22 protein-coding genes are annotated in these 20,671 nt (G+C 52.6%); 8 read left to right on the top strand and 14 right to left on the bottom strand.

Features of this window, described 5'->3' with window-relative positions; genetic code table 11:
• Nucleotides 1–114 precede the first annotated feature (114 nt).
• Entirely contained in the window at nt 115–321 is a 207-nt protein-coding gene (locus tag EJN92_RS15170; RefSeq protein ID WP_126128594.1) for a hypothetical protein, read from the top strand.
• A 99-nt stretch (nt 322–420) separates the two neighbouring features.
• On the opposite strand, the gene EJN92_RS15165 is transcribed toward EJN92_RS15170, so the two are convergent.
• Nucleotides 421–2,658, bottom strand: coding sequence for a carboxy terminal-processing peptidase (locus EJN92_RS15165; protein ID WP_322348661.1), 2,238 nt, complete (start codon nt 2,656–2,658; stop codon nt 421–423).
• A gap of 47 nt (nt 2,659–2,705) precedes the next feature.
• Here EJN92_RS15165 and EJN92_RS21465 point away from each other — a divergent pair, with 47 nt between their 5' ends.
• Nucleotides 2,706–2,861, top strand: coding sequence for a hypothetical protein (locus EJN92_RS21465; protein ID WP_157984374.1), 156 nt, complete (start codon nt 2,706–2,708; stop codon nt 2,859–2,861).
• A 74-nt stretch (nt 2,862–2,935) separates the two neighbouring features.
• On the opposite strand, the gene EJN92_RS15160 is transcribed toward EJN92_RS21465, so the two are convergent.
• The 13 genes from EJN92_RS15160 to urtA all read right to left on the bottom strand — a co-directional run bounded on the left by EJN92_RS15160 (nt 2,936) and on the right by urtA (nt 14,877).
• Nucleotides 2,936–3,601 carry a HupE/UreJ family protein gene (locus EJN92_RS15160; protein ID WP_126128593.1) on the bottom strand — a complete coding sequence of 222 codons (666 nt, stop codon included), beginning with the start codon at nt 3,599–3,601 and terminating at the stop codon, nt 2,936–2,938.
• A gap of 32 nt (nt 3,602–3,633) precedes the next feature.
• Nucleotides 3,634–4,278 (bottom strand): urease accessory protein UreG, encoded by a 645-nt coding sequence (gene ureG, locus EJN92_RS15155; protein WP_227869565.1) that lies wholly within the window; start codon nt 4,276–4,278, stop codon nt 3,634–3,636.
• A gap of 39 nt (nt 4,279–4,317) precedes the next feature.
• The gene (locus tag EJN92_RS15150; protein ID WP_126128592.1) at nt 4,318–4,998 is read right to left on the bottom strand and encodes an urease accessory protein UreF; all 681 of its coding nucleotides are present in this window, start codon (nt 4,996–4,998) and stop codon (nt 4,318–4,320) included.
• 9 nt (nt 4,999–5,007) lie between these two features.
• Nucleotides 5,008–5,565, bottom strand: a complete 558-nt coding sequence (gene ureE, locus EJN92_RS15145) for an urease accessory protein UreE (RefSeq protein ID WP_126128591.1) — start codon at nt 5,563–5,565, stop codon at nt 5,008–5,010.
• An 8-nt stretch (nt 5,566–5,573) separates the two neighbouring features.
• Complete coding sequence (gene ureC / locus EJN92_RS15140; protein ID WP_126128590.1) at nt 5,574–7,274, bottom strand: urease subunit alpha; 1,701 nt, start codon at nt 7,272–7,274, stop codon at nt 5,574–5,576.
• On the bottom strand, nt 7,271–7,615 hold the full coding sequence (locus EJN92_RS15135; protein ID WP_126128589.1) for an urease subunit beta: 345 nt from the start codon (nt 7,613–7,615) through the stop codon (nt 7,271–7,273). Before EJN92_RS15135 ends, ureC begins: the two co-directional genes overlap by 4 nt.
• Nucleotides 7,616–7,638: 23 nt before the next feature.
• Nucleotides 7,639–7,941: an urease subunit gamma gene (gene ureA / locus EJN92_RS15130; RefSeq protein ID WP_126128588.1), complete on the bottom strand. Its 303-nt coding sequence runs from the start codon at nt 7,939–7,941 to the stop codon at nt 7,639–7,641.
• Between the two features lie 149 nt (nt 7,942–8,090).
• Nucleotides 8,091–8,972, bottom strand: a complete 882-nt coding sequence (locus EJN92_RS15125) for an urease accessory protein UreD (protein WP_126128587.1) — start codon at nt 8,970–8,972, stop codon at nt 8,091–8,093.
• A 4-nt stretch (nt 8,973–8,976) separates the two neighbouring features.
• Entirely contained in the window at nt 8,977–9,675 is a 699-nt protein-coding gene (gene urtE / locus EJN92_RS15120; RefSeq protein WP_126128586.1) for an urea ABC transporter ATP-binding subunit UrtE, read from the bottom strand.
• Nucleotides 9,676–10,530 carry an urea ABC transporter ATP-binding protein UrtD gene (urtD, locus tag EJN92_RS15115; RefSeq protein WP_126128585.1) on the bottom strand — a complete coding sequence of 285 codons (855 nt, stop codon included), beginning with the start codon at nt 10,528–10,530 and terminating at the stop codon, nt 9,676–9,678.
• Nucleotides 10,527–11,660 (bottom strand): urea ABC transporter permease subunit UrtC, encoded by a 1,134-nt coding sequence (gene urtC / locus EJN92_RS15110; protein ID WP_407701523.1) that lies wholly within the window; start codon nt 11,658–11,660, stop codon nt 10,527–10,529. Before urtC ends, urtD begins: the two co-directional genes overlap by 4 nt.
• Nucleotides 11,657–13,261: an urea ABC transporter permease subunit UrtB gene (urtB, locus tag EJN92_RS15105; protein WP_126128584.1), complete on the bottom strand. Its 1,605-nt coding sequence runs from the start codon at nt 13,259–13,261 to the stop codon at nt 11,657–11,659. The genes urtC and urtB overlap by 4 nt, the downstream gene beginning before the upstream one ends.
• A gap of 362 nt (nt 13,262–13,623) precedes the next feature.
• Nucleotides 13,624–14,877 carry an urea ABC transporter substrate-binding protein gene (urtA, locus tag EJN92_RS15100; protein WP_126128583.1) on the bottom strand — a complete coding sequence of 418 codons (1,254 nt, stop codon included), beginning with the start codon at nt 14,875–14,877 and terminating at the stop codon, nt 13,624–13,626.
• Between the two features lie 413 nt (nt 14,878–15,290).
• Between urtA and EJN92_RS15095 the strand changes: the two genes are divergently transcribed.
• From EJN92_RS15095 to EJN92_RS15075, 6 genes are all read left to right on the top strand, one after another.
• The gene (locus tag EJN92_RS15095) at nt 15,291–15,911 is read left to right on the top strand and encodes a chalcone isomerase family protein (protein WP_126128582.1); all 621 of its coding nucleotides are present in this window, start codon (nt 15,291–15,293) and stop codon (nt 15,909–15,911) included.
• 212 nt (nt 15,912–16,123) lie between these two features.
• Nucleotides 16,124–16,792: a carbonate dehydratase gene (gene can, locus EJN92_RS15090; RefSeq protein ID WP_126128581.1), complete on the top strand. Its 669-nt coding sequence runs from the start codon at nt 16,124–16,126 to the stop codon at nt 16,790–16,792.
• A 69-nt stretch (nt 16,793–16,861) separates the two neighbouring features.
• Nucleotides 16,862–17,191 (top strand): hypothetical protein, encoded by a 330-nt coding sequence (locus tag EJN92_RS15085; RefSeq protein ID WP_126128580.1) that lies wholly within the window; start codon nt 16,862–16,864, stop codon nt 17,189–17,191.
• A gap of 1,410 nt (nt 17,192–18,601) precedes the next feature.
• On the top strand, nt 18,602–18,760 hold the full coding sequence (locus EJN92_RS21605) for a hypothetical protein (RefSeq protein ID WP_170174907.1): 159 nt from the start codon (nt 18,602–18,604) through the stop codon (nt 18,758–18,760).
• A 577-nt stretch (nt 18,761–19,337) separates the two neighbouring features.
• Nucleotides 19,338–19,931, top strand: coding sequence for a DUF6151 family protein (locus EJN92_RS15080; protein ID WP_126128579.1), 594 nt, complete (start codon nt 19,338–19,340; stop codon nt 19,929–19,931).
• Nucleotides 19,932–20,263: 332 nt separating this feature from the next.
• Complete coding sequence (locus EJN92_RS15075; RefSeq protein ID WP_126128578.1) at nt 20,264–20,665, top strand: VOC family protein; 402 nt, start codon at nt 20,264–20,266, stop codon at nt 20,663–20,665.
• Nucleotides 20,666–20,671 lie beyond the last annotated feature (6 nt).

The following is a 20,671-nucleotide window of genomic DNA, read 5'->3' as shown; positions in this document are numbered from 1 at the left end:
GACTAGCTGTTTCAGACGCCTACTTGCGAGAATTAAGCCGCTCGCTTTGTCTATAAAAATGTACCGCGCCTTGACCTCTGTCTGTTTCGGCCCATAACAAACGCGAGCCGCCACATGCAAACCCAGCGAGCACCAGTTTTCGCGGTGCCGCCACCTAGCACCAACTTGCAGCGCTGGCGCAGGATGAAGCTGGCAAAAAAAGGTGTGGCAAGCGTGGTGATCGGCTATTTTGGTGTCTTGCGTCCGAATGGGGCGATCGGTTTATTCGCCCTGAGCCTGTTATTGCTGGCGGTGTGGGCTGGCATGTATTTGTATGTCTAGGATTAATCCAAATCCTAAGCATGCATAAAAAAACGCTGCCTCCGTTTCCGCAAGCAGCGATTTTTTTATATGCGCCTCAGTGCGCGCTTGCCAAAACGCTTAGCGTGGTGAAGGCTGGGTTTTACGCATTGCGTCGCTGATGACACCTTCTGCCAATTTATGATGGCTCTTGAGTAAATCAACTTCGTCACCAAGAATATACGCAGCTTCTTCCAGCAAGACATCTTTAGCATCTTTTCTGGCTTTTTCTGCCGCCAATTCTGAGGCCAGACTACGTTCGTTGGCTTGTAAGCCATCGTCTTGTGTGGCGGCTTTATCGGCTACTTTTGCATCTGCTTTGTCGTCTTTTTGATCGCCGTTTTTGCCGCTCGCAACTTTATCTTTCAAGCGCAATTTTTCCCGGTCTTTGACTTTTTGCTCTTGGGTGTCGCGCTCTTTACGTCTTTCCACTTCGTTCAGAGAAATCGTTTTTTTATCACGCAAGAGCTTGTACTCATTGACGTCTTCCAGTATGAATTGAAACTCTTTGTCATTAGCGACCCGCATCTCGTGGCGCACTTGCAATAAGGGCAGCAAGTCTTTTAAATCACCCACAGTTTGATACTCGGCCGGCTTAATTTGCACCCAAGGCAGCGCATTGTCGTAGCTGGATTCACCAAAACTTTCGGGATCAGAAAAACTAGGGAAGCTGATATCGGGCGTCACACCACGCAATTGTGTGGTGCCACCATTGATACGGAAAAATTGCGCGATGGTCATCTTCAGTTCGCCGAACTTCGGTTTATCGCTGTGCGCAACCTGATCCAGATTCACCATGGTTTGTACCGTGCCTTTGCCGAAGCTAGATTCACCGATGACCAAGCCACGGCCATAATCCTGGATCGCTGCGGCAAAAATTTCAGATGCCGAAGCTGAGCCGCGATTAATCATCACGCCCATAGGTCCATCCCACACCACTTTCGCGGTTTTCTCGCTCTCGACTTGAATATTCCCTTGCGAATTGCGCTGCTGCACCACAGGGCCCTTGCCGATAAACAGACTAGTCAATTCGACCGCCTCATTTAAAGATCCACCGCCGTTATTGCGTAAATCGATGAGTACGCTATCGACTTTTTCAGTTTTCAATTCAGCTAACAGACGCGCTACGTCACGCGTTGCGCTTTTAAACTCTTTATCGCCTTTGCGTCTCGCATCAAAGTCTTGATAAAAAGTCGGCAAGGCAATTACGCCTATACGCCGCATGCCTGCATTTGCTGCATCGGCGCTCTTAACTTCAATGATGGATTTTTTCGCCGATTGCTGTTCCAGTGTGATTTTATTGCGCACCAGACTGATCAATTTATGCTTACCATCCGGACCTGCATCGGCAGGTAAAATATCGAGTAAGACCACGGTATCCTTAGCGCCGCGGATCAAGGCCACCACATCATCCAAGCGCCAGCCCATCACGTCGACCGGGGTACTCTTGAGCCCTTGCCCAACGCCGACAATGCGGTCGCCTGGCTGTAATTTTCCAGACAGCGCAGCCGGACCACCAGGAGAGAGTTCTCTGATCGTCGTCATCTCATCGCGCTCTTGCAACACTGCTCCGATGCCGACTAAGGACAACTTCATAGAGATCTCGAAATCTTCCGATGCCTTAGGGCCGAGGTAATTAGTATGCGGTTCTATTGCGGTGGCATAGGCGTTCATGAAGAGTTGAAACACGTCTTCACTCTTGAGTTTTTGCATACGCGTCAAAGTGTAGTCGTAGCGCTTCTCTAAGGTTGCGCGTATCGCCTTCTCTTCTTTGCCGGCCAGCTTCAGGCGCAACCAATCATTTTTAACACGCTGCAACCACAAGTCTTGCATCGCCGCTTCGGTTTGCGGCCATTCTGCTTTGTCGCGGGCGTAGAAATAATTTTCGTTTTTATCGAAATTAAAATCTTGTTTGAGCAAACCACGCGCATAGATCATGCGCTCTTTCATCCTTTGCTCATACAAATTGAACATGGCGAAAGGGGTACTCAGATCTTGCGTGTTAATCGCGTCATCCATTTTTGTGCGCGCAAAAGCAAATTTATCCACATCGGCTTGTACGAAAAATAGCTTTTCTGGATCTAGCGCCTTCAAATAGCGATCAAAAATCTTCTCCGACATGGCGTCGTTCAGCGGCATGGTCTTGTAGTGAAAGCGCGTGAGGAACTGTGCGGTCATGGCGGCAGCCTGGGCTTGCTGTTGCAAAGGCTTTAAATCTGCGCCAGCAGTTACTTCAGGTGAACTCGCGGGAGAAGCAGCGTAAGCGGTCGCGGCAAATGCCATGGACATCCACAGCAAGGTTTTTTTCATACTGTTCATGCTAATCTCCGAAAATCATAAGCAAATAAGCGGGCAAAAAGCCACTCTTGAATCGCAAAAATAGTTACGTAAGCTTAACACCGGAGACTGCTGGCGTCAGCAGCTTAAGCGTGGCAATGCGCGGTTTCTATCAGCAAAAGAGTGGTTTTAGTGCTGAGTATGACCCCAGAGCCGGAGATTTAGTTCGCACCGGCCTGATTTAATCGCAATTTAATCGCAATTTAATCGCAACTTAATCGCAACTTAATCGCAACTAAGCCAGGCTGGCAGACTGAGATTAGACTAAATTATATAAAAATAACAAGCCGCAGGAGGCGATAGCCGCACCTATCAACTTAGCCAGTTTTCGACTCAATCTCTGCTTCAGACTGCCACTTACACTCAGACTTGCCAGTAAGCCTAGCAAGTGCAATAACAAAGTGCAGCTCAAAAAGCCCAGGGCGTAGGCAATCCCAGAAGCGGCGCTAGCTAAGTCAGTGCCATGTGCGTAGCCATGCAACAAGGCAAACAGCGCAATCAATGCCGCACTGGCAAGTGCCGGCAGCCGGATCGCAAAGGCGATCAAGCCGCCTAAGACCAACACCGAGAGTGCTATTCCGGTTTCTATACTCGCATCGATTCCAGCGGCTCCAGCTGCTCCAGCCGCCCTAGTTAGTTGCAGGCTAATGACGGCACCAAGCAGCATCATCAAAGGAAACACCAGGGGTAGTAGCCATCTGCTGGTACGGGTATTTTGCGCGGCCCAGACGCCGACCGCCAGCATCGCCAATAAATGATCAAGGCCAGTCAGTGGATGTAAAAAACCACTGCTAAACCCCGCCACACTAAGCGCCAGATGACTGGCATCGGCATGCGCCAGTGCCAAAGACGGGATCAGCAGTAAGGCCGCAATGATCGCCAAGCCACCGTTTTTTTTCGTGATTTTCGTGATGCAAGCATGCATATCTAACTCCTATTTCAATATTAAAAATTTGCTCAGTTCTGTTGTAACAAGCCCTGTTTCTGTATGAATTCAAACACCGTTTCCAAGCCATCACCGGTACGCAGATTGGTGAAGACAAATGGTCGCTCACCGCGCATGCGTTTGGCATCGACTGCCATCACATCAAGATTGGCACCAACATGCGGGGCCAGATCGGTCTTGTTGATGATCAGCAAATCAGAGCGGGTAATCCCTGGCCCGCCCTTGCGTGGAATTTTTTCGCCGCCGGCAACGTCAATCACGTAGATAGTCAGGTCAGATAATTCCGGGCTGAAAGTGGCGGCCAGATTGTCGCCACCCGATTCGATCAAGATCAGATCGAGATCAGGAAAATCGGCGCTCATGCGGGCGATCGCTTCTAGATTGATCGAGGCGTCTTCGCGGATTGCGGTATGCGGGCAGCCGCCAGTTTCCACGCCCATCAAGCGCTCCGCCGGCAAGGCATCGGCACGCAGCAAGATCTCCATATCCTCCTTGGTGTAGATGTCGTTGGTAATTACCGCCATCTCGTAATGGTCGCGCATGCGCTTGCACAGCATTTCGCATAAGGCAGTCTTGCCCGAACCAACCGGGCCGCCTATGCCTACCCGTAAAGGGTTGGGGGTTTGTGTGTCATTTGATTTGAGTGAATTCATCATATTTATCTTTAAAATTATTTGGACCTAATTTGGACCCAATTAGGATCTATACAGCCGGCTGTATTGCACTTCATGCTGCATCGATAGCAGCGACAAGCCCGGTGCCCAGTTGGATAAATCTTCATCTGCCAGTAACTGAGAAGTACGCGCCGCCTGCTCCAGTTCGCCACGTAAGGACAGCAACAGGCGCTGCCCGGCGACTTGACCTAGCGGCACCGATTTAACGCAAACTAGTACCTGATTTTCCGCCCAGGAAAACAAACTGCCCAACAACAGCGCCTCGGGCGCGATCGCCAAAGCATCGGCGGCGCAGGCGAGCGCAGTGGGCAAAGGGATTTCGTCCAGACTGTGAAGTAGTGCCAACGATGCGCTGTCGGCGATCTTCAGGTCGGCCACTAGCTTGCCCAGCGAGTAGCCCATCTGTATGGTCTCGGCACGAAACTCGGCGGTGTCGCGGGCCGCGATAAAGCAGGCCGTCCAATGGCTGACCGCTGCGCCATCGCGTGCCGCAAAGGCATGCTGCAAGCGCCACAAGATAGGCGCTTCAAATTGCGCTACTACCTGATGCAAATGCTCGATAATCCAAAACCGCGCACTGGCCTCGTTACTGACCGTGCCGTTTTCTATACCCGCTTCCAAACCTTGCGAATAGCTATACGCACCGATAGGCAGTGAGGGGCTGGCCAGTTGTAGCAGATGGAGTAAGGCGGACGATTGCATGGCGTACTTTCAATCAGCTGAGAGATCAATTTTCAGATCCGTTTTTAGATCAGTTTTGGCATCAGACGGCCTGTGGATGCGCTGGCGTAGGGGAATCGGTGCCAGAGGATTATGCGGATGCGCGTCGTCGCCACCGTGATGATGGCCACCGCCGTAAGCCCCTGCCTCAGGTTCGAAACTGGCACGCTCTTCCATCACCGTCGCGCCCAGACCTAGTAGCATTTCCCTAAGTACGCTGTCCTGACGTATCCGTAAAAAACCGTCACCAAGCTGGGCCTGGGTGTGCCGGTTACCCAGATGAAAGGCGCAGCGCAACAAGCCAAAGGCGTCGCCGCATTCGACCCGGTAGGTGGGCTCTTGCGCTGCCACTATTTGCACGATGCGGCCATCGTTGCCCAGCATCAGATCGCCATCGCGCATCACCGATCCGCGCAAGGTGAATACGCCGACTTCTTCGCCGTTACTCATGGTGGCGCGCAGACGACTTTTTTCGCGTAATTCGTAAGGCAAAATCAATTGCGCCGCAATGATGTCGGCCTTCTCTACTTTGGTTTGTATGATAAGCATAATAGGTATTAGAATAAAAAATAACGTTGGGCCATCGGTAAGACCTTGGCCGGCTCACACACCAGCAATTCGCCATCGGCGCGTACTTCATAGGTTTCTGGATCAACCTGCATCTTCGGCGTAGCCGCGTTATGGATCATGTCGGTCTTGCGCAGATTGCGGGTGTTTTTAACCGCGATCACGGTTTTACTCAACTGTAGTTGCTGTGCGATGCCGGCATCAAACGCCGCTTGCGAGACGAAGGTAAATGATTTTTTCAGACCACCAGCGTATGCGCCAAACATCATGCGGGTGTGTACCGGTTGCGGCGTGGGTATCGAGGCATTCGGGTCGCCCATCTGCGCCGCCGCAATCATGCCGCCTTTGAGTATCATGCTCGGCTTTACGCCAAAGAAGGCCGGTTTCCACAACACGATATCGGCAATCTTGCCTACTTCCAGCGAGCCCACTACATGCGAAATGCCATGGGTAATTGCCGGGTTGATGGTGTACTTGGCGATATAGCGCTTGGCGCGGAAATTATCATGGCGCGCATTGTCTTGCGCCAATGCGCCCCGCTGGGTTTTCATCTTATGCGCGGTCTGCCAGGTGCGCATGATGACTTCGCCAACCCGCCCCATGGCTTGCGAATCGGATGACATCATAGAAATAGCGCCGATGTCATGGAGAATATCTTCAGCAGCGATGGTCTCGCGTCGTATGCGCGATTCGGCAAACGCCACGTCTTCGGCAATCGCCGGGTCCAGGTGATGGCAGACCATCAGCATATCGAGATGTTCGTCTAGCGTATTCACCGTGTACGGTCGGGTAGGATTGGTCGAGGACGGCAGCACATTGGCCTCGCCGACGGCAGCGATGATATCGGGCGCGTGGCCGCCACCGGCACCTTCGGTATGGAAGGTGTGGATGGTGCGGTTCTTGAAAGCGGCCAGGGTATGCTCAAGAAAGCCCCCTTCGTTCAAAGTATCACTATGGATCGCCACCTGCACATCGTAACGCTCGGCGACCGCCAGGCAATTGTCTATCGCGGCAGGCGTGCTACCCCAGTCCTCATGTAGTTTAAGGCCTATGGCACCCGCCTTGATTTGCTCTTCCAGTGGCTCTGGCAGGCTGACGTTGCCCTTGCCAAGAAACCCCAGATTCATCGGAAAAGCATCGGCCGCCATCAGCATAGAATGGATATGCCATGGCCCCGGCGTACAGGTGGTGGCGGCCGTGCCCACTGCTGGCCCAGTACCACCGCCCAGCATGGTAGTCACGCCGCTCATCAAGGCTTCCTCAATCTGCTGCGGACAGATGAAATGGATATGACTATCGACACCACCGGCGGTGACGATCATGCCTTCGCCGGCAATGATCTCAGTCGCGCCGCCGATTGCCATCGTGACGCCGGATTGGATATCAGGATTACCGGCCTTGCCTATCGCCGCAATCAGACCATTCTTGAGGCCGATATCGGCTTTGACTATGCCCCAGTGATCCAGGATCACGGCATTAGTGATGACGGTATCCATCACATCGGCATGCACGCGCTGCGACTGGCCCATGCCGTCGCGTATCACTTTACCGCCACCGAATTTCACTTCTTCGCCGTAAATCGCATAGTCTTTTTCGATCTCGATAAACAAGTCGGTATCGGCCAGACGAATCCGGTCGCCCGTAGTGGGGCCGAACATTTCGGCATAGGCTTGCCTTGAGATTTTTGTCATTTGGTTTGCTCCAGCGTTTGCTCCACCGTTTGCTCTGCGAGTTTGCCCATCACCAAGCCATTGAAACCGTAGACGATACGATCGCCCCCCAGCGCCACCAACTGTATGGTCCTGATCTGGCCCGGCTCGAAGCGCACCGCAGTGCCTGCCGTGATATTTAAGCGCATGCCGTAAGCAAGTTGACGCTCAAATTGCAGAAACGGATTAGTCTCAAAAAAATGAAAGTGCGAGCCGACCTGGATCGGCCGGTCGCCACTATTGGCCACTTTCAGCGTGATAGTGTCACGGCCGACATTGAGTTCAATGTCGCCCGCCTGTATCAGCATTTCACCTGGAATCATGCTGTTCTCCACATCTCAAAATATTAAGGAATCGGGTGATGCACGGTGACCAGCTTGGTGCCATCAGGGAAAGTCGCCTCCACCTGTATGTCCGGGATCATCTCGGCGATGCCATCCATGACGTCGGCACGTGTGAGAATTTTGGCGCCATCCGACATCAGTTCAGCCACCGTCTTGCCGTCACGCGCGCCTTCCATGATGGCAGCAGAAATCAGCGCGATCGCTTCCGGATAATTCAGTTTGAGGCCACGCGCCATGCGCCGCTCTGCCAGCAAACCGGCGGTAAAAATGAGTAACTTATCTTTTTCTCTTGGAGTCAGTTCCATCGCATCCTCTATTGCAAAACTCTACCAATAAACAAAACCAATTTAAAAAAAGCACAGCCCGCTTGCGCATATTCCATGCGGGTTTCCAGCCTGCATGGCCTGCAGACCGCATGGGATATGCGCGCTGGGCCTGCCTGTTTTTTATTTCTTCAGGTATTCCAAATTCTTAATGCGACCGCCTCACGCCCTATGATTTCCGGGCGCAAATAACGCCAGGCCATGAGCATCAGCGCCCGCGCCATTTCGCTGGCATTGCCCAGATAGCGCACCACGATCACCGCCTTGAGCTGGGTTACGCCGAAGCTTCCTGCTCCAGCCAGCAAGGCACTAGCCTCTTCACGCAAGGCAGCTATCACAGCAGCCGGCACCGTCTTGCCGGCTGCTAGCAAAGTGGCGCAGACCGTATTGCCACCCAAACCCAGCAAGCCCGTCATGGCCAGACTGCCGCCAGTGACTGCGCCTTGCTCAAACCAGATCAATTTACCTTCGCGGCGTATCGTGCTGTGCTGAGATATTTTCCCGGAATGAAAACTTTCACCCGAGGCGGTGCGGCCAAAGCACAAAATATCGCAGCCGATAAAACTGGCGTCCTTCGCCAAGTTGATGGTTTGCGATAGCTGTACGTGGGCGGCATCAAAAAATATCGTCTCTTGCGGCAGCCATTCCACGCTGGCTGCTTGCTGCACCGTCATTTGTACGCTCTGCTTAGAAATTTTTCCGTTGGCCTTGTACCACTTAGCTGCCCCTGGCGTGGCCAGCAAGGCGTGCGCATTCGCTTGCACGCTCATTGCGATTTCCAACTGATCGCCACCGACTACGCCACCCGGTGGATGGACAATAATCGCATGGCAAATTTGTCCGCCCTCTGGATACAGCGCTTTTTGCACGCGCAAAGGGCCGACATGCGAACGCTCGGTGAGGCGGGTGGTGCCGCCATCATCGCTAAAACCCAAACGCAGCTTGGCCTGCCACGGCGCGATGGCTATAGCTGCAATTATTTGCTCGTCCAGCAAGGCAAGATCGCTAGACATATGGCTATACCGCCAGGTGACGTTTTACGTCTGCGCCGTCCATCGCCGCTTGCGTGCCAGACGCCACCACTTCCCCACGCGACAGCACCACAAACTTATCGGCCAGTTCGCGGGCGAAATCAAAATATTGTTCGCACAGGATAATGCCCATGTCACCGCGTTCGCGCAGCAGGCGTATCACCCGGGCTATATCCTTGATGATGGACGGTTGTATGCCCTCGGTAGGCTCATCAAAAATGATCAGCTTGGGCTCGGCCAGCAAGGCCCGAGCGATCGCCAGTTGTTGCTGCTGACCGCCGGACAAGTCGCCGCCGCGCCGCTGCAGCATTTCTTTCAGCACCGGAAACAATTCATAGATGTCGCCCTTGATATGCGATGCTTGCCGGGCTGATTTGGTCGCCATCCCCATCAACAGATTTTCTTCTACCGTCAGGCGGGCAAAAATCTCACGCCCCTGCGGTACGTAGGCAATGCCTAATCTGGCGCGTTCATGCGGCCTTAATTTGCTGATGTCACGGCCCTCCAACTTCACCGATCCACTACTGAGCGGCAGCACGCCCATCATGCATTTGAGCAGCGTGGTTTTGCCGACCCCATTGCGTCCCAGCAAAGTGAGGCACTCGCCTTTTTTAACCGTCAGCGAAATCCCGCGCAAGGTATGCGAGGAGCCGTAATATTGATTCAGTTGTTCCACTTCTAACATTTAGCGCCCCAAATACACTTCGATGACACGTTCGTCGTTTTGCACTTGCTGCATTGTCCCCTCGGACAATACAGAGCCTTCATGCAGCACCGAGACCTTGCCTTGCCGCGCGATTTCGGTGACAAAACCCATGTCGTGCTCCACCACCATGATCGAATGCTTGCCGCGCAATTCGTTGAGCAGTTCGGCGGTGCGGGCGGTTTCGGCGTCCGACATACCGGCCACCGGCTCATCGAGCAAAATTAATTCTGGCTCCTGCATCAAGAGCATGCCTATCTCCAGCCATTGCTTCTGCCCGTGCGAGAGCAAACCGGCCGCGCGCGCCTCTTGCCCGTTCAGGCGTATCAGCTTCAAGATTTCTTCTATTTTGCCGCCCTGCTCAGAAGTGAGTCTGAAGAACAGGCTGGGCTTGACGCGCTTATCCATCTTCATCGCCAGTTCCAGATTTTCAAACACGCTATGCTGCTCAAACACGGTGGGGCGTTGAAACTTGCGGCCGATACCGGCATGCGCAATCTGCACCTCGTTCATCTTGGCCAGATCAATAGTCTGACCAAAAAATGCGCTGCCAGAACTCGCTTTGGTCTTGCCGGTAATGACATCCATCATGGTGGTCTTACCCGCACCGTTCGGGCCTATGATGCAACGCAATTCACCGACCGAGATATCCAGCGTGAGTTTATTCAAGGCCTTGAAGCCATCGAAGGACACGGTAATATCGTCCAGATACAGAATAGCCCCATGCGTGGTATCGACCCCGGCACTCTTGACGCGGCCATAATTGACGCCGTAATCAGCGCGGCTACCCGGCTCTTCACTCAGATAGGTTTCGCCAGATTTGAGTACTTTGCTCATAGCGCCTCCGGTGTTTGTTTAAGTTTTTTGAATTTTTTCATTTTTTTCAGCAAACCTAAGATGCCCTCTTGCATGAACAGGGTCACCAGAATAAACAGCAGGCCTAGCGCAAACAGCCATAAATCCGGGAAGGCGGCGGTAAACCAACTCTTTAGACCATTGACGGTAAACGCGCCGACGATGGGGCCGAGCAAAGTACCGCGGCCACCGACCGCAGCCCAGATCACCATCTCAATAGAATTGGCGGGCGACATTTCAGACGGATTGATGATGCCCACTTGCGGCGCATACAGCGCACCGGCGATGCCGCACAAGACCGCAGATAAAGTCCAGACAAACAGCTTAAACCACAAGGGGTCGTAACCGATAAACATCAGGCGCGATTCGGAATCACGCACCGCCTGCAAGACACGCCCCAGTTTAGAGTTGACGATACTGCGGCACAAAATCAGGGCAGCTAACAATGTGCTGAGGGTAATCAGATACAGAACCGCCTTGGTGCCTGGCGCTGTCACGCTATACCCAAGTATCCGCTTGAAATCAGTAAACCCGTTGTTACCACCAAAGCCAGTGTCATTGCGGAAAAACAGCAACATAAAGGCAAACGTCATGGCCTGCGTGATGATAGAAAAATACACACCTTTGATACGCGAGCGAAACGCAAAATAGCCAAACACAAATGCCAGCACGCCCGGCACCAGGACCACCAGCGCCATGCAATACCAGAAGTTGTCGGTCATGGCCCAATACCATGGATAAGTTTTCCAGTCGAGAAACACCATAAAATCGGGCAAATGACTTTGATACACGCCATCGCGGCCTATCGCACGCATCAGATACATGCCGTGCGCATACGCGCCCAAGGCGAAAAATACCCCATGCCCTAAGGATAAAATACCGGTATAACCCCACACCAGATCGAGCGCCATCGCTGCCAGTGCATAGCACATGAACTTGGCCACCAGACCCAGCATATAGCTAGATACATGCAGCGCATGGCCGTCGGGGAAACTCAGATTAAGTAGCGGCAGTAAGGCGGCAATCACGCTGCAGACCATAATCGCCGTCCAGACCGGGCGGGCAAACAAAGGCTGATGCTTCACTAGCTTATTCATGGCGATGGTATTCATTCGACGCTCCTGCCTTTCAATGCGAACAGGCCTTGCGGGCGGCGCTGGATAAAAATAATGATAAAAATCAGGATAAAAATTTTACCCATCACGGCACCGGCAAACGGCTCCAGGAACTTATTCACTTCGCCCAAACCAAACGCGGCAATCACGGTGCCGGCCAACTGCCCTACCCCGCCCAGCACCACCACCATAAAAGAATCGACGATATAGCTTTGTCCCAGATCTGGCCCAACATTACCCAACTGCGACAAGGCAACGCCACCCAGACCGGCAATCCCTGAGCCCAGGCCGAAGGTCATCATGTCGACCTTGGCAGTGGAGACCCCGACGCAATCGGCCATACGACGGTTTTGCATCACCGCCCGTACAAAAAGGCCGAGCCGGGTTTTATTCAGGATCAGCCACACCGCCAACACCACCAACAAGGAAAAAAATACGATGACGATGCGGTTGTAGGACAGCACCAGGGAACCCAGCACCGTCACGCCACCCGACATCCAGGAAGGATTGGCGACCTCGACGTTTTGAGCGCCAAAAATGCTACGCACCGTTTGCATCAACATCAGGCTGATGCCCCAGGTAGCCAGCAAAGTCTCGAGCGGGCGTCCATACAACCAGCGTATCACCGTGCGCTCAAGTGCGATGCCAACCGCTGCCGCGACAATAAAAGCAGCCGGCAAGGCCACGATCAAATAGGCATCAAGCGCGGCCGGCAAATAGCTGCGAAACAGCATCTGCACTACATACGTGGTGTAGGCACCTATCATCAGTAATTCGCCATGCGCCATGTTGATGATGCCCATCAGGCCGAAGGTAATCGCCAGACCAAGAGCCGCCAGTAGCAGCACGCTACCGAGAGAAATACCATACACCAGATTGCCGACAAATTCGGTCAGCGCCAGATGACTGTCGAGCGCTTTTAGGGTTGCCGCTACTTCGCGGCGCACCGCTTCATCCGGCTCTGCGTAAAGACCATCCGCCGACTTTTCTAGCATTGCTTGCAATACTGGCTTGAGGCTAGCGTTGCGGGTTTGCGCCAGGGCATGCGCGGCTTGCCTGCGTATCGCCGCATCGGGCGACTGCAGATTGGCGCTTGCCATCACCATTTTCAGTATCGCCAGTATCTCGTCATCCTGCTCCTTGGCGATGGCGATTTCTATCAGTGGAATTTGTTCTATGGCTGCGCTTTTTTGCAATTCCAGCGCGGCGCTAAGGCGCACCGTGCGCTCGGGCGAGAGTAATTTAAACCCTGACAAGGCGCCATCGACGACGGCGCGCAAACGGTTATTCACGGTCACGCCATCAATACCATCGGGTGTCTCGCTAATCTGGCCGTTAAGCGGATGAAAAGCTTTACCGTCGGCCACAATCAGGAACTCGCCGTCCGGCGTGCTGTAGGCGCTATCGTTTTTTAAGGCGTTCAAGACCTGCTGCGCCTCGGGGCTGGCGAGTGCCGCAATCTTGGCTACCGCCGCTATGCGCGCATCCGGATCGTCGCCCGTCAGCGGCTTGAGTAATGCCGCATCGATAGCGGCAATTGCACTAAGCGCATGGGTGCAAAGTAGGAAAGCTATATAAAATTTGTTGGATAGACGCATATTGCTGTCGTTGGGTTTTCGCCGCCCTCCTTTTTTTAAGCATTCCAAATCAATCTAATAGGACTTACGCAAAATTGCTCCAGCTAGGCGCACCGCCGAAGACAGTACTCTAGTACGGCAAGGCGGATGCAACGACGCTGGGGCGGTTTTGCGTAAGTACTATCTAAGCCGGACTCAAGCTCCCTCTCCCGCTAGCGGGAGAAGGTTGGGGTGAGGGCGATTCAGATTATTAAAATGCTAGAGTTCCAGGAATTATTGCGGCTTGAAATTACTTGAGAAAGTGCGTTGCTCTACCGCCCTCACCCCCAGCCCCTCTCCCGCAAGCGGGCGAGGGGAGCTTATGTCGCTGCGCTTGGTAAAAACTACAGCTTCTGCTTGCCTTCGTTACCGGCGATATACGGGCTCCAAGGCTGCGCACGGATCGGCGCTTTGGTTTTGTAGACCACACTGAACTGACCGTCACCTTTGATCTCACCTATCATGACCGGCTTATGCAGGTGATGATTGGTGGCATCCATGGTCAGCGTAAAACCGGATGGCGACTTAAAAGTCTGCCCTGCCATTGCCGCAATTACTTTATCGGTATCGGTAGATTTGGCTTTCTCTACCGCTTGCTTCCACATATTGATACCGACATAGGTCGCTTCCATAGGGTCGTTAGTAACGACCGTGCTGGCGTTCGGCAATTTTTGCGCCACTGCGTAGGCTTTCCATTTTTTGATGAACTCATCATTCGCAGGATTTTTTACCGACTGGAAATAATTCCAGGCTGCCAGATGACCGAGCAAAGGCTTGGTATCAACGCCGCGCAATTCTTCTTCACCGACCGAGAAGGCAACCACAGGAACATCGGTGGCTTTCAATCCGGCATTGCCGAGCTCTTTGTAGAACGGCACATTCGAATCACCATTAATGGTAGAGATCACTGCAGTCTTGCCGCCGGCCGAAAATTTCTTGATATTCGCGACGATGGTCTGGTAATCAGAATGACCGAATGGGGTGTAGACCTCGTCGATGTCGGTGTCTTTCACGCCTTTTGATTTGAGGTAAGCGCGCAGGATTTTATTGGTAGTGCGCGGATACACATAATCGGTGCCGAGCAAGACAAAACGCTTGGCCGCGCCGCCTTCTTTACTCATCAGATATTCGGTCGCTGGTATCGCTTGCTGGTTCGGTGCGGCACCGGTGTAGAACACATTTTTCTCCAGCTCTTCACCTTCATATTGCACCGGGTAAAACAGCAGGCTATTGAGTTCCTTAAATACCGGTAGTGTCGATTTGCGCGAGACCGAAGTCCAGCAACCAAACACCACCGCCACCTTATCTTGCGAGATCAGTTGACGCGCTTTTTCTGCAAACAAAGGCCAGTTGGACGCTGGATCAACGATGACAGGTTCTAGCTGTTTGCCCATCACGCCGCCCTTGGCATTGATCTCGGCGATCGTCATCAAGGCCACGTCTTTCAAGGACGTTTCCGAGATCGCCATGGTGCCGGAGAGTGAGTGCAAGATACCAACCTTAATCGTATCGGCAGCCATCGCCTGAGACATCCAAACGTTGGCAACGAGTGTCATAGCGCCTAATGCGCTAGCCTTCAAAATCATGCGACGTGACATAAATTCTCCTAGATGAAAAAAGAAAAAAAGGCAAAAAGGGTGAGGACTGCGACTTCCCTAGCCTAGTTAGCAAAATTGATGCCACGCTCGCCTGCCCAGTTTTAATGCCTTCATGACTAATTATTTTGCCAACACGGTGCGTTTATCATGTGCAGCCGCTGTGCCGCACTGAATCGGTGAGAGCTAAGCACCAGAACAAGGATTATTCGATAGAAGCGAAAAAAGCGGCCTCAGCCTAGTCAATGCACAGATCTGAAGGGAATTGAGGTGATAGAAAAAGCCACACAAGATGATCTTGCCAGCCGACAAGGAAATTTAGGTATACTGCGCATTTAGACCTCAGCCTCTAATTTAAATGACGGGCGAGGAATAGCCAGGGGTCTTGATTTTAATACTAGGAAATGGAATTAGGCATGATCTTAAATACCGGGAAACGCTACCTGCTAGCGGCAATTTTAACCTTCAGCGCGAGTCTGAGCGGTCATGCTAGTAGCGCCGAGGTGGCGGGGGTCAAACTCGAAGATAGCCTACCGCTCGCCAACACAGAATTAAAACTCAATGGCGCAGGAATACGCTACAAAGCCATCTTCAAGGTCTATGTCGCTGGCCTGTATCTGAAGGAAAAGAAAACCACAGTCCCGGAAATTTTGGCATTAGCCGGACCTAAGCGCGTCAGCCTGGTGATGTTGCGCGGTTTGAGCAATGAGGATTTCGGGCGTGGCTTCGTCACCGGCATCCAACAAAACACAGAAAAAGCCGAGAAAGCCAAACTGATCGCACAATTTGTACGCTTTGGAGAAATGTTTGCCTCCGTCCCTGAATTAAAAAAAGGCGACGTCCTGATCTGCGATTGGCTGCCTGGAGTCGGCACCGTGATGTCCTTAAATGGTAAGCAGATGGGCGAGCCGTTCCAGGATGTGGCTTTCTACAACGCGATTTTGCGCATCTGGCTGGGAGAAAAACCGGTCGATAACGGTTTGAAAAAAGCCATGATGGCCGACACCAGCGACGACAGCAAGAACAGCTATCGCTAACACTTTCATCCGGCTGGGTTTAAGGCTGGCTTTAAGCTGAACGAAGACTGACAGCCAAGCAATCAATTTTAAAACACTATTAAATCCACTGCCTAGCAGCTGTATCGCTAGGCGTTTTTTTGCGCGCCGACTTTGCTGTAGTGCAGCATAAGCAAGGCATACAGGTTAGAATCACGCCTGTTGAAAATAATAGACACTAGAGGACGAACACCATGACTTTACCTAGCAGCAGCGGTCTTACACCTCAGCAATTATTTGAAAACAATAGAAAATGGGCGGCAGCCATTAGCGCCAAAGATGCCGACTTCTTTAAAACACTCGCTTCGCAACAAAATCCCGAATACCTGTGGATAGGCTGCTCGGACAGCCGCGTTCCTGCTAATGAATTATTGGGCTTATTGCCGGGCGAACTTTTCGTCCACAGAAATATCGCCAACGTGGTGGTGCATTCTGACCTGAACTGCCTGTCGGTATTACAGTTTGCGATTGATGTACTGAACGTCAAACACATCATCGTCTGCGGTCACTATGGCTGCTCCGGTGTACACGCCGCGATGACGGGCCGCCGCGTCGGCCTGGCCGACAATTGGCTGCGCCATGTGCAGGATGTCCATCAGAAACACGAACGTTATCTGGGCGAGGTACTGCCCCTTAAGCAACGCTCAGACCGACTGTGCGAACTCAATGTCATCGAGCAGGTAGTGAATCTGTCGCAGACCACGATAGTCCAGGATGCCTGGGAACGCGGTCAGCCCCTGACCGTGCATGGCTGGGTCTACGGCCTGCAAGACGGTTTATTGAGTGAACTGGGTATGTCTATCAGTTCGCCAGACATGCTGGCACCACATCTGGAACGCAGCCTGGCGCGCTATCAAGACTAAGTCGCTGCTAAGGCAGCGGGTAGTCGATTGCGCCTACCAAATTTTACCTATGAAGGCCTGAGACTTGCCATGAACATCCTTCCGCTATCAAAGTTAGGACGCACTGCCGCAATGTCTTGGCTGACAGTCTGCAGCGCAGTCTTAATTTTTGCCTACGTCCAACAGCAAATTCCCGGCACGCCTGTCATTTTCACCTATTGCCTGGTCGCGCTGACTTTCCCGCTGGGACTGCCATTCGGTGCCGTGGTCGGTATCTCAATGACATGGCTTTACACCAACCATGGCCTGCCCTACCATCCTTTCGGCGATCTTGTCCCCACCTGGATAATGATGGTGTTCGCTGGCTATCTGCAATGGTTTGTACTATTGCCAATCGCGCTTAAAAGGTTTACGCGCTAAGGCGTAATGGCACACATTCAGTTCGGCAGCTGCGATTAGCAACGCGTAATCGCAGGCTGTTCGCTTTGTCCGAAGGTATTTAAGCTGCCCCTGCCAACGCGCATATTCCATGCGCTTCTTCAGGTATGCCGGGCTGTGAGGCGCATGGAATATGCGTGTTGGCGACATGCTGTTTTTGCGTGCTGTTGTTCTGCTCTTGTTTTTATTTCGGTCGTTGTTGTGCGATTGCAGGCCGGTGGTAGACCGGCGGCTACTCCCTTTTCTTGCTTCGCCAAGAAACGGAAGCAAAAGAAGGCGACGCAAAGTCGCTGCCCTGCGGGTTCCCGCCTGTGCAGGTCAAAAAATGGGAAAAGTTCGAAACTCGCTACGCTCAAACACGAACCTTTCTAATCCATTTTCTGCCATGCACAAGCGGCAGCGCCACATGCGGAAAGCGAAAGTCAACACATCCGTAGTGCGGCTTGCGCGTCTCCGTAAGCCCGCGTAGGTACGATTAGCGCAGCGTAATCGTACGCATGCTGCGCCGAATGGAATTCTATTTGCGCCAGTCCGCACAGCCACGGCGCATAGCCCATGCGCTTCTCCAAGCACATTGCTTTGAAACCCGCATGGAATATGCGTGCTGGCGGCATGCTGTTTTTGGTTTGCTATTGCTTGGTCTTGTTTGTACTTCTGTCGTTGCTGGGCGATTGCTGGCCGGTGGTAGACCGGCGGCTACTCCCTTTTCTTGCTTCGCCAAGAAACGGAAGCAAAAGAAGGCGACGCAAAGTCGCTGCCCTGCGGGTTCCCGCCTGTGCAGGTCAAAAAATGGGAAAAGTTCGAAACTCGCTACGCTCAAACACGAACCTTTCTAATCCATTTTCTGCCCCGCACAAGCGGCAGCGCCACATGCGAAAAGCGAAAGTCAACACATCCGTAGTGCGACTTGCGCGTCTCCGTAAGCCCGCGTAGGTACGATTAGCGTAGCGTAATCGTACGCATGCTGCGCCGAATGGAATTCTATTTGCCGCCAGTCCGCACAGCCACGGCGCATAGCCCATGCGCTTCTTCAAGCATGCCGGCCTGCGAGCCGCATGGAATATGCATGCTGGCGGCATGCGGTTTTGGTTTGCTGTGGCTTGGTCTTGTTTATTTTTCTGTCATTGTTGTGAGATTGCTGGCCGGTGGTAGACCGGCGGCTACTCCCTTTTCTTGCTTCGCCAAGAAACGGAAGCAAAAGAAGGCGACGCAAAGTCGCTGCCCTGCGGGTTCCCGCCTGTGCAGGTCAAAAAATGGGAAAAGTTCGAAACTCGCTACGCTCAAACACGAACCTTTCTAATCCATTTTCTGCCATGCACAAGCGGCAGCGCCACATGCGGAAAGCGAAGGTCAACACATCCGTCGTGCGACCTCCATCTCTCAACACACGCAATGCTCAAGCACATCAAAATACGGCAATCCGGTGCTGCTTTTGATCTGGGTTTTGACCTAGGTTTTGAATCTGCTTTTGACTCTGCTTTTGAATCGAATTCGCATGTGGCGCTGCCGATTGTGCGGGGCGGAAAATGGATCAGAAAGGTTCGTGTTTGAGCGTAGCGAGTTTCGAACTTTTCCCATTTTACGACCTGCACAATTGGGTATCCCGCAGGGCAGCGACTTTGCGTCGCCTTTCTTTGCTTCCGTTTCTTTGGCGAAGCAAAGAAAGGAAGTAGCTACCGGGCTACCCCCGGTCGGCAATCGCACAACAACGACAAGAATACCAACAAGACCAAGCCGCAGCCAACCAAAAACAGCATGCCGCCAACACGCATATCCCATGCGGCTCGCAGGCCTATGTGCTTGAAGAAGCGCATGGAATATGCGCGGTGGCCCTGCATGTTTTGAAATTACCTAAGACGTAATAGATCAAGCCAATTACGCTTTAGCGAGTTAAAAAAAGTTTCTACATAACCAATTGTGTTAGCATGATGCAATTAGTCAAAGTGAACGTTTTGTCGATTTGTTTATTCCATCTATTTTCAGGGCATATACGATTTGAGCTAGACGCCATAAGGCTTTCCCGAAGATAGAAACCGATCCGCTATTTTTTTCTTGTCGGTTATCTTTGCAAAATGAAAATTAAAACACGTTATACGGCACAAAACACCCTGCGGTTATCCAAGGAGTAATGACGAAGATGCATCCAATTCAATGCAAGTGCGGCACAGTCCGCGGCCAACTGGACGGCACAGGAGTCCACAATCGAGTCATCTGTTATTGCACAGACTGTCGCGCGTTCGCGGGTTTTCTAGGCAGAACTGCTGAAGTGCTGGACAAGCAAGGCGGAACTGAGATTGTCCAAGTGGCGCAACCGCGCCTCCGCTTCTTGCAGGGAGAAGATCGACTTTCGGCGGTGCGCCTCAGCGAGAAAGGCATGGTTCGTTGGTATGCGTCATGCTGCAACACCCCCATCGGCAACACGATGGCCGACCCAAAAGTTTCATTCATTGGATTGATTCATGTGTCCCTTGATCATGCCCAGATGGATAGGGACTTCGGAACGAAGATTGCAATCTTGAATACGGACACCGCGCTGGGTGAGACGAAACCAAAGCAGCGCGGCCTTATAGGAGTCATAGCCCGCTTTATCTGGATCTTTGTCACGACGCGCATCAGTGGTCGGTACAAAGACTCTCAGCTGTTCAATGCATCAGGTTCGCCACGGGTAGTCCCATCGATACTTACGCCTCAAGAGTTGGCGCGGTTGAAGGGTGCCGTATAACATGGCGCTCAACCTCGCTCCCTTCGGTCGCTGGACGCTGCGCGATAAAGCCGCGCAGCGCCGGTTAGCTCTACGTTAAACCTCAATACGGCAAGGCGCAATGCCCCTCAAATATCGCGCCGTATACAGCCCGGAAAAACGCGGCATCTAAATCTCGCCGCAATCTAATTTCCTAAAAACCACCCCCGCCCACCGCGCATATTCCATGCGCGTCTTCAAGCACATCGCCTCGAAACCCGCATAGAATATGCGTGTTGGCGCGGTGGCTTAAAAATTGCTGTGCCATTGATGACGCCAATTAGAATCCAAATTTTGATACCGCGACCCACCCTATGATTTCTCACGTCTTTATCGGCATCACGGATTTCCAACGTGCTTTGGCTTTTTATACTCCGATCTTACAAAGTCTTGATCTCAGTCTGAAATTCTGCGATGCCGAAAAACCCTGGGCTGGCTGGGTGGCACGCGATGCGCCACGGCCGCTGTTTGTCATCGGCCACGCCTTTAATGGCCAAGCTAGTACGCCGGGTAACGGCCAGATGATTGCCCTGCTTGCCGCCGATAGAAAAACGGTCAGGCTTTGCCATGCGCTGGCATTAGAAAATGGCGGTGTCTGTGAAGGTGAGCCGGGTTTGCGGCCGCAGTATCATGCCACATATTACGGCGCGTATTTCCGCGATCCTGATGGCAACAAGCTTTGCGTTTGCTGCCATGCGGCCGAAGCTGAACTTTAGAACTCG

Source organism: Undibacterium parvum (assembly GCF_003955735.1).
GTDB lineage: Bacteria > Pseudomonadota > Gammaproteobacteria > Burkholderiales > Burkholderiaceae_D > Undibacterium > Undibacterium parvum.
The sequence above is the reverse complement of the archived record's forward strand: the minus strand, read 5'-3'. Positions and strand labels throughout refer to the sequence as shown.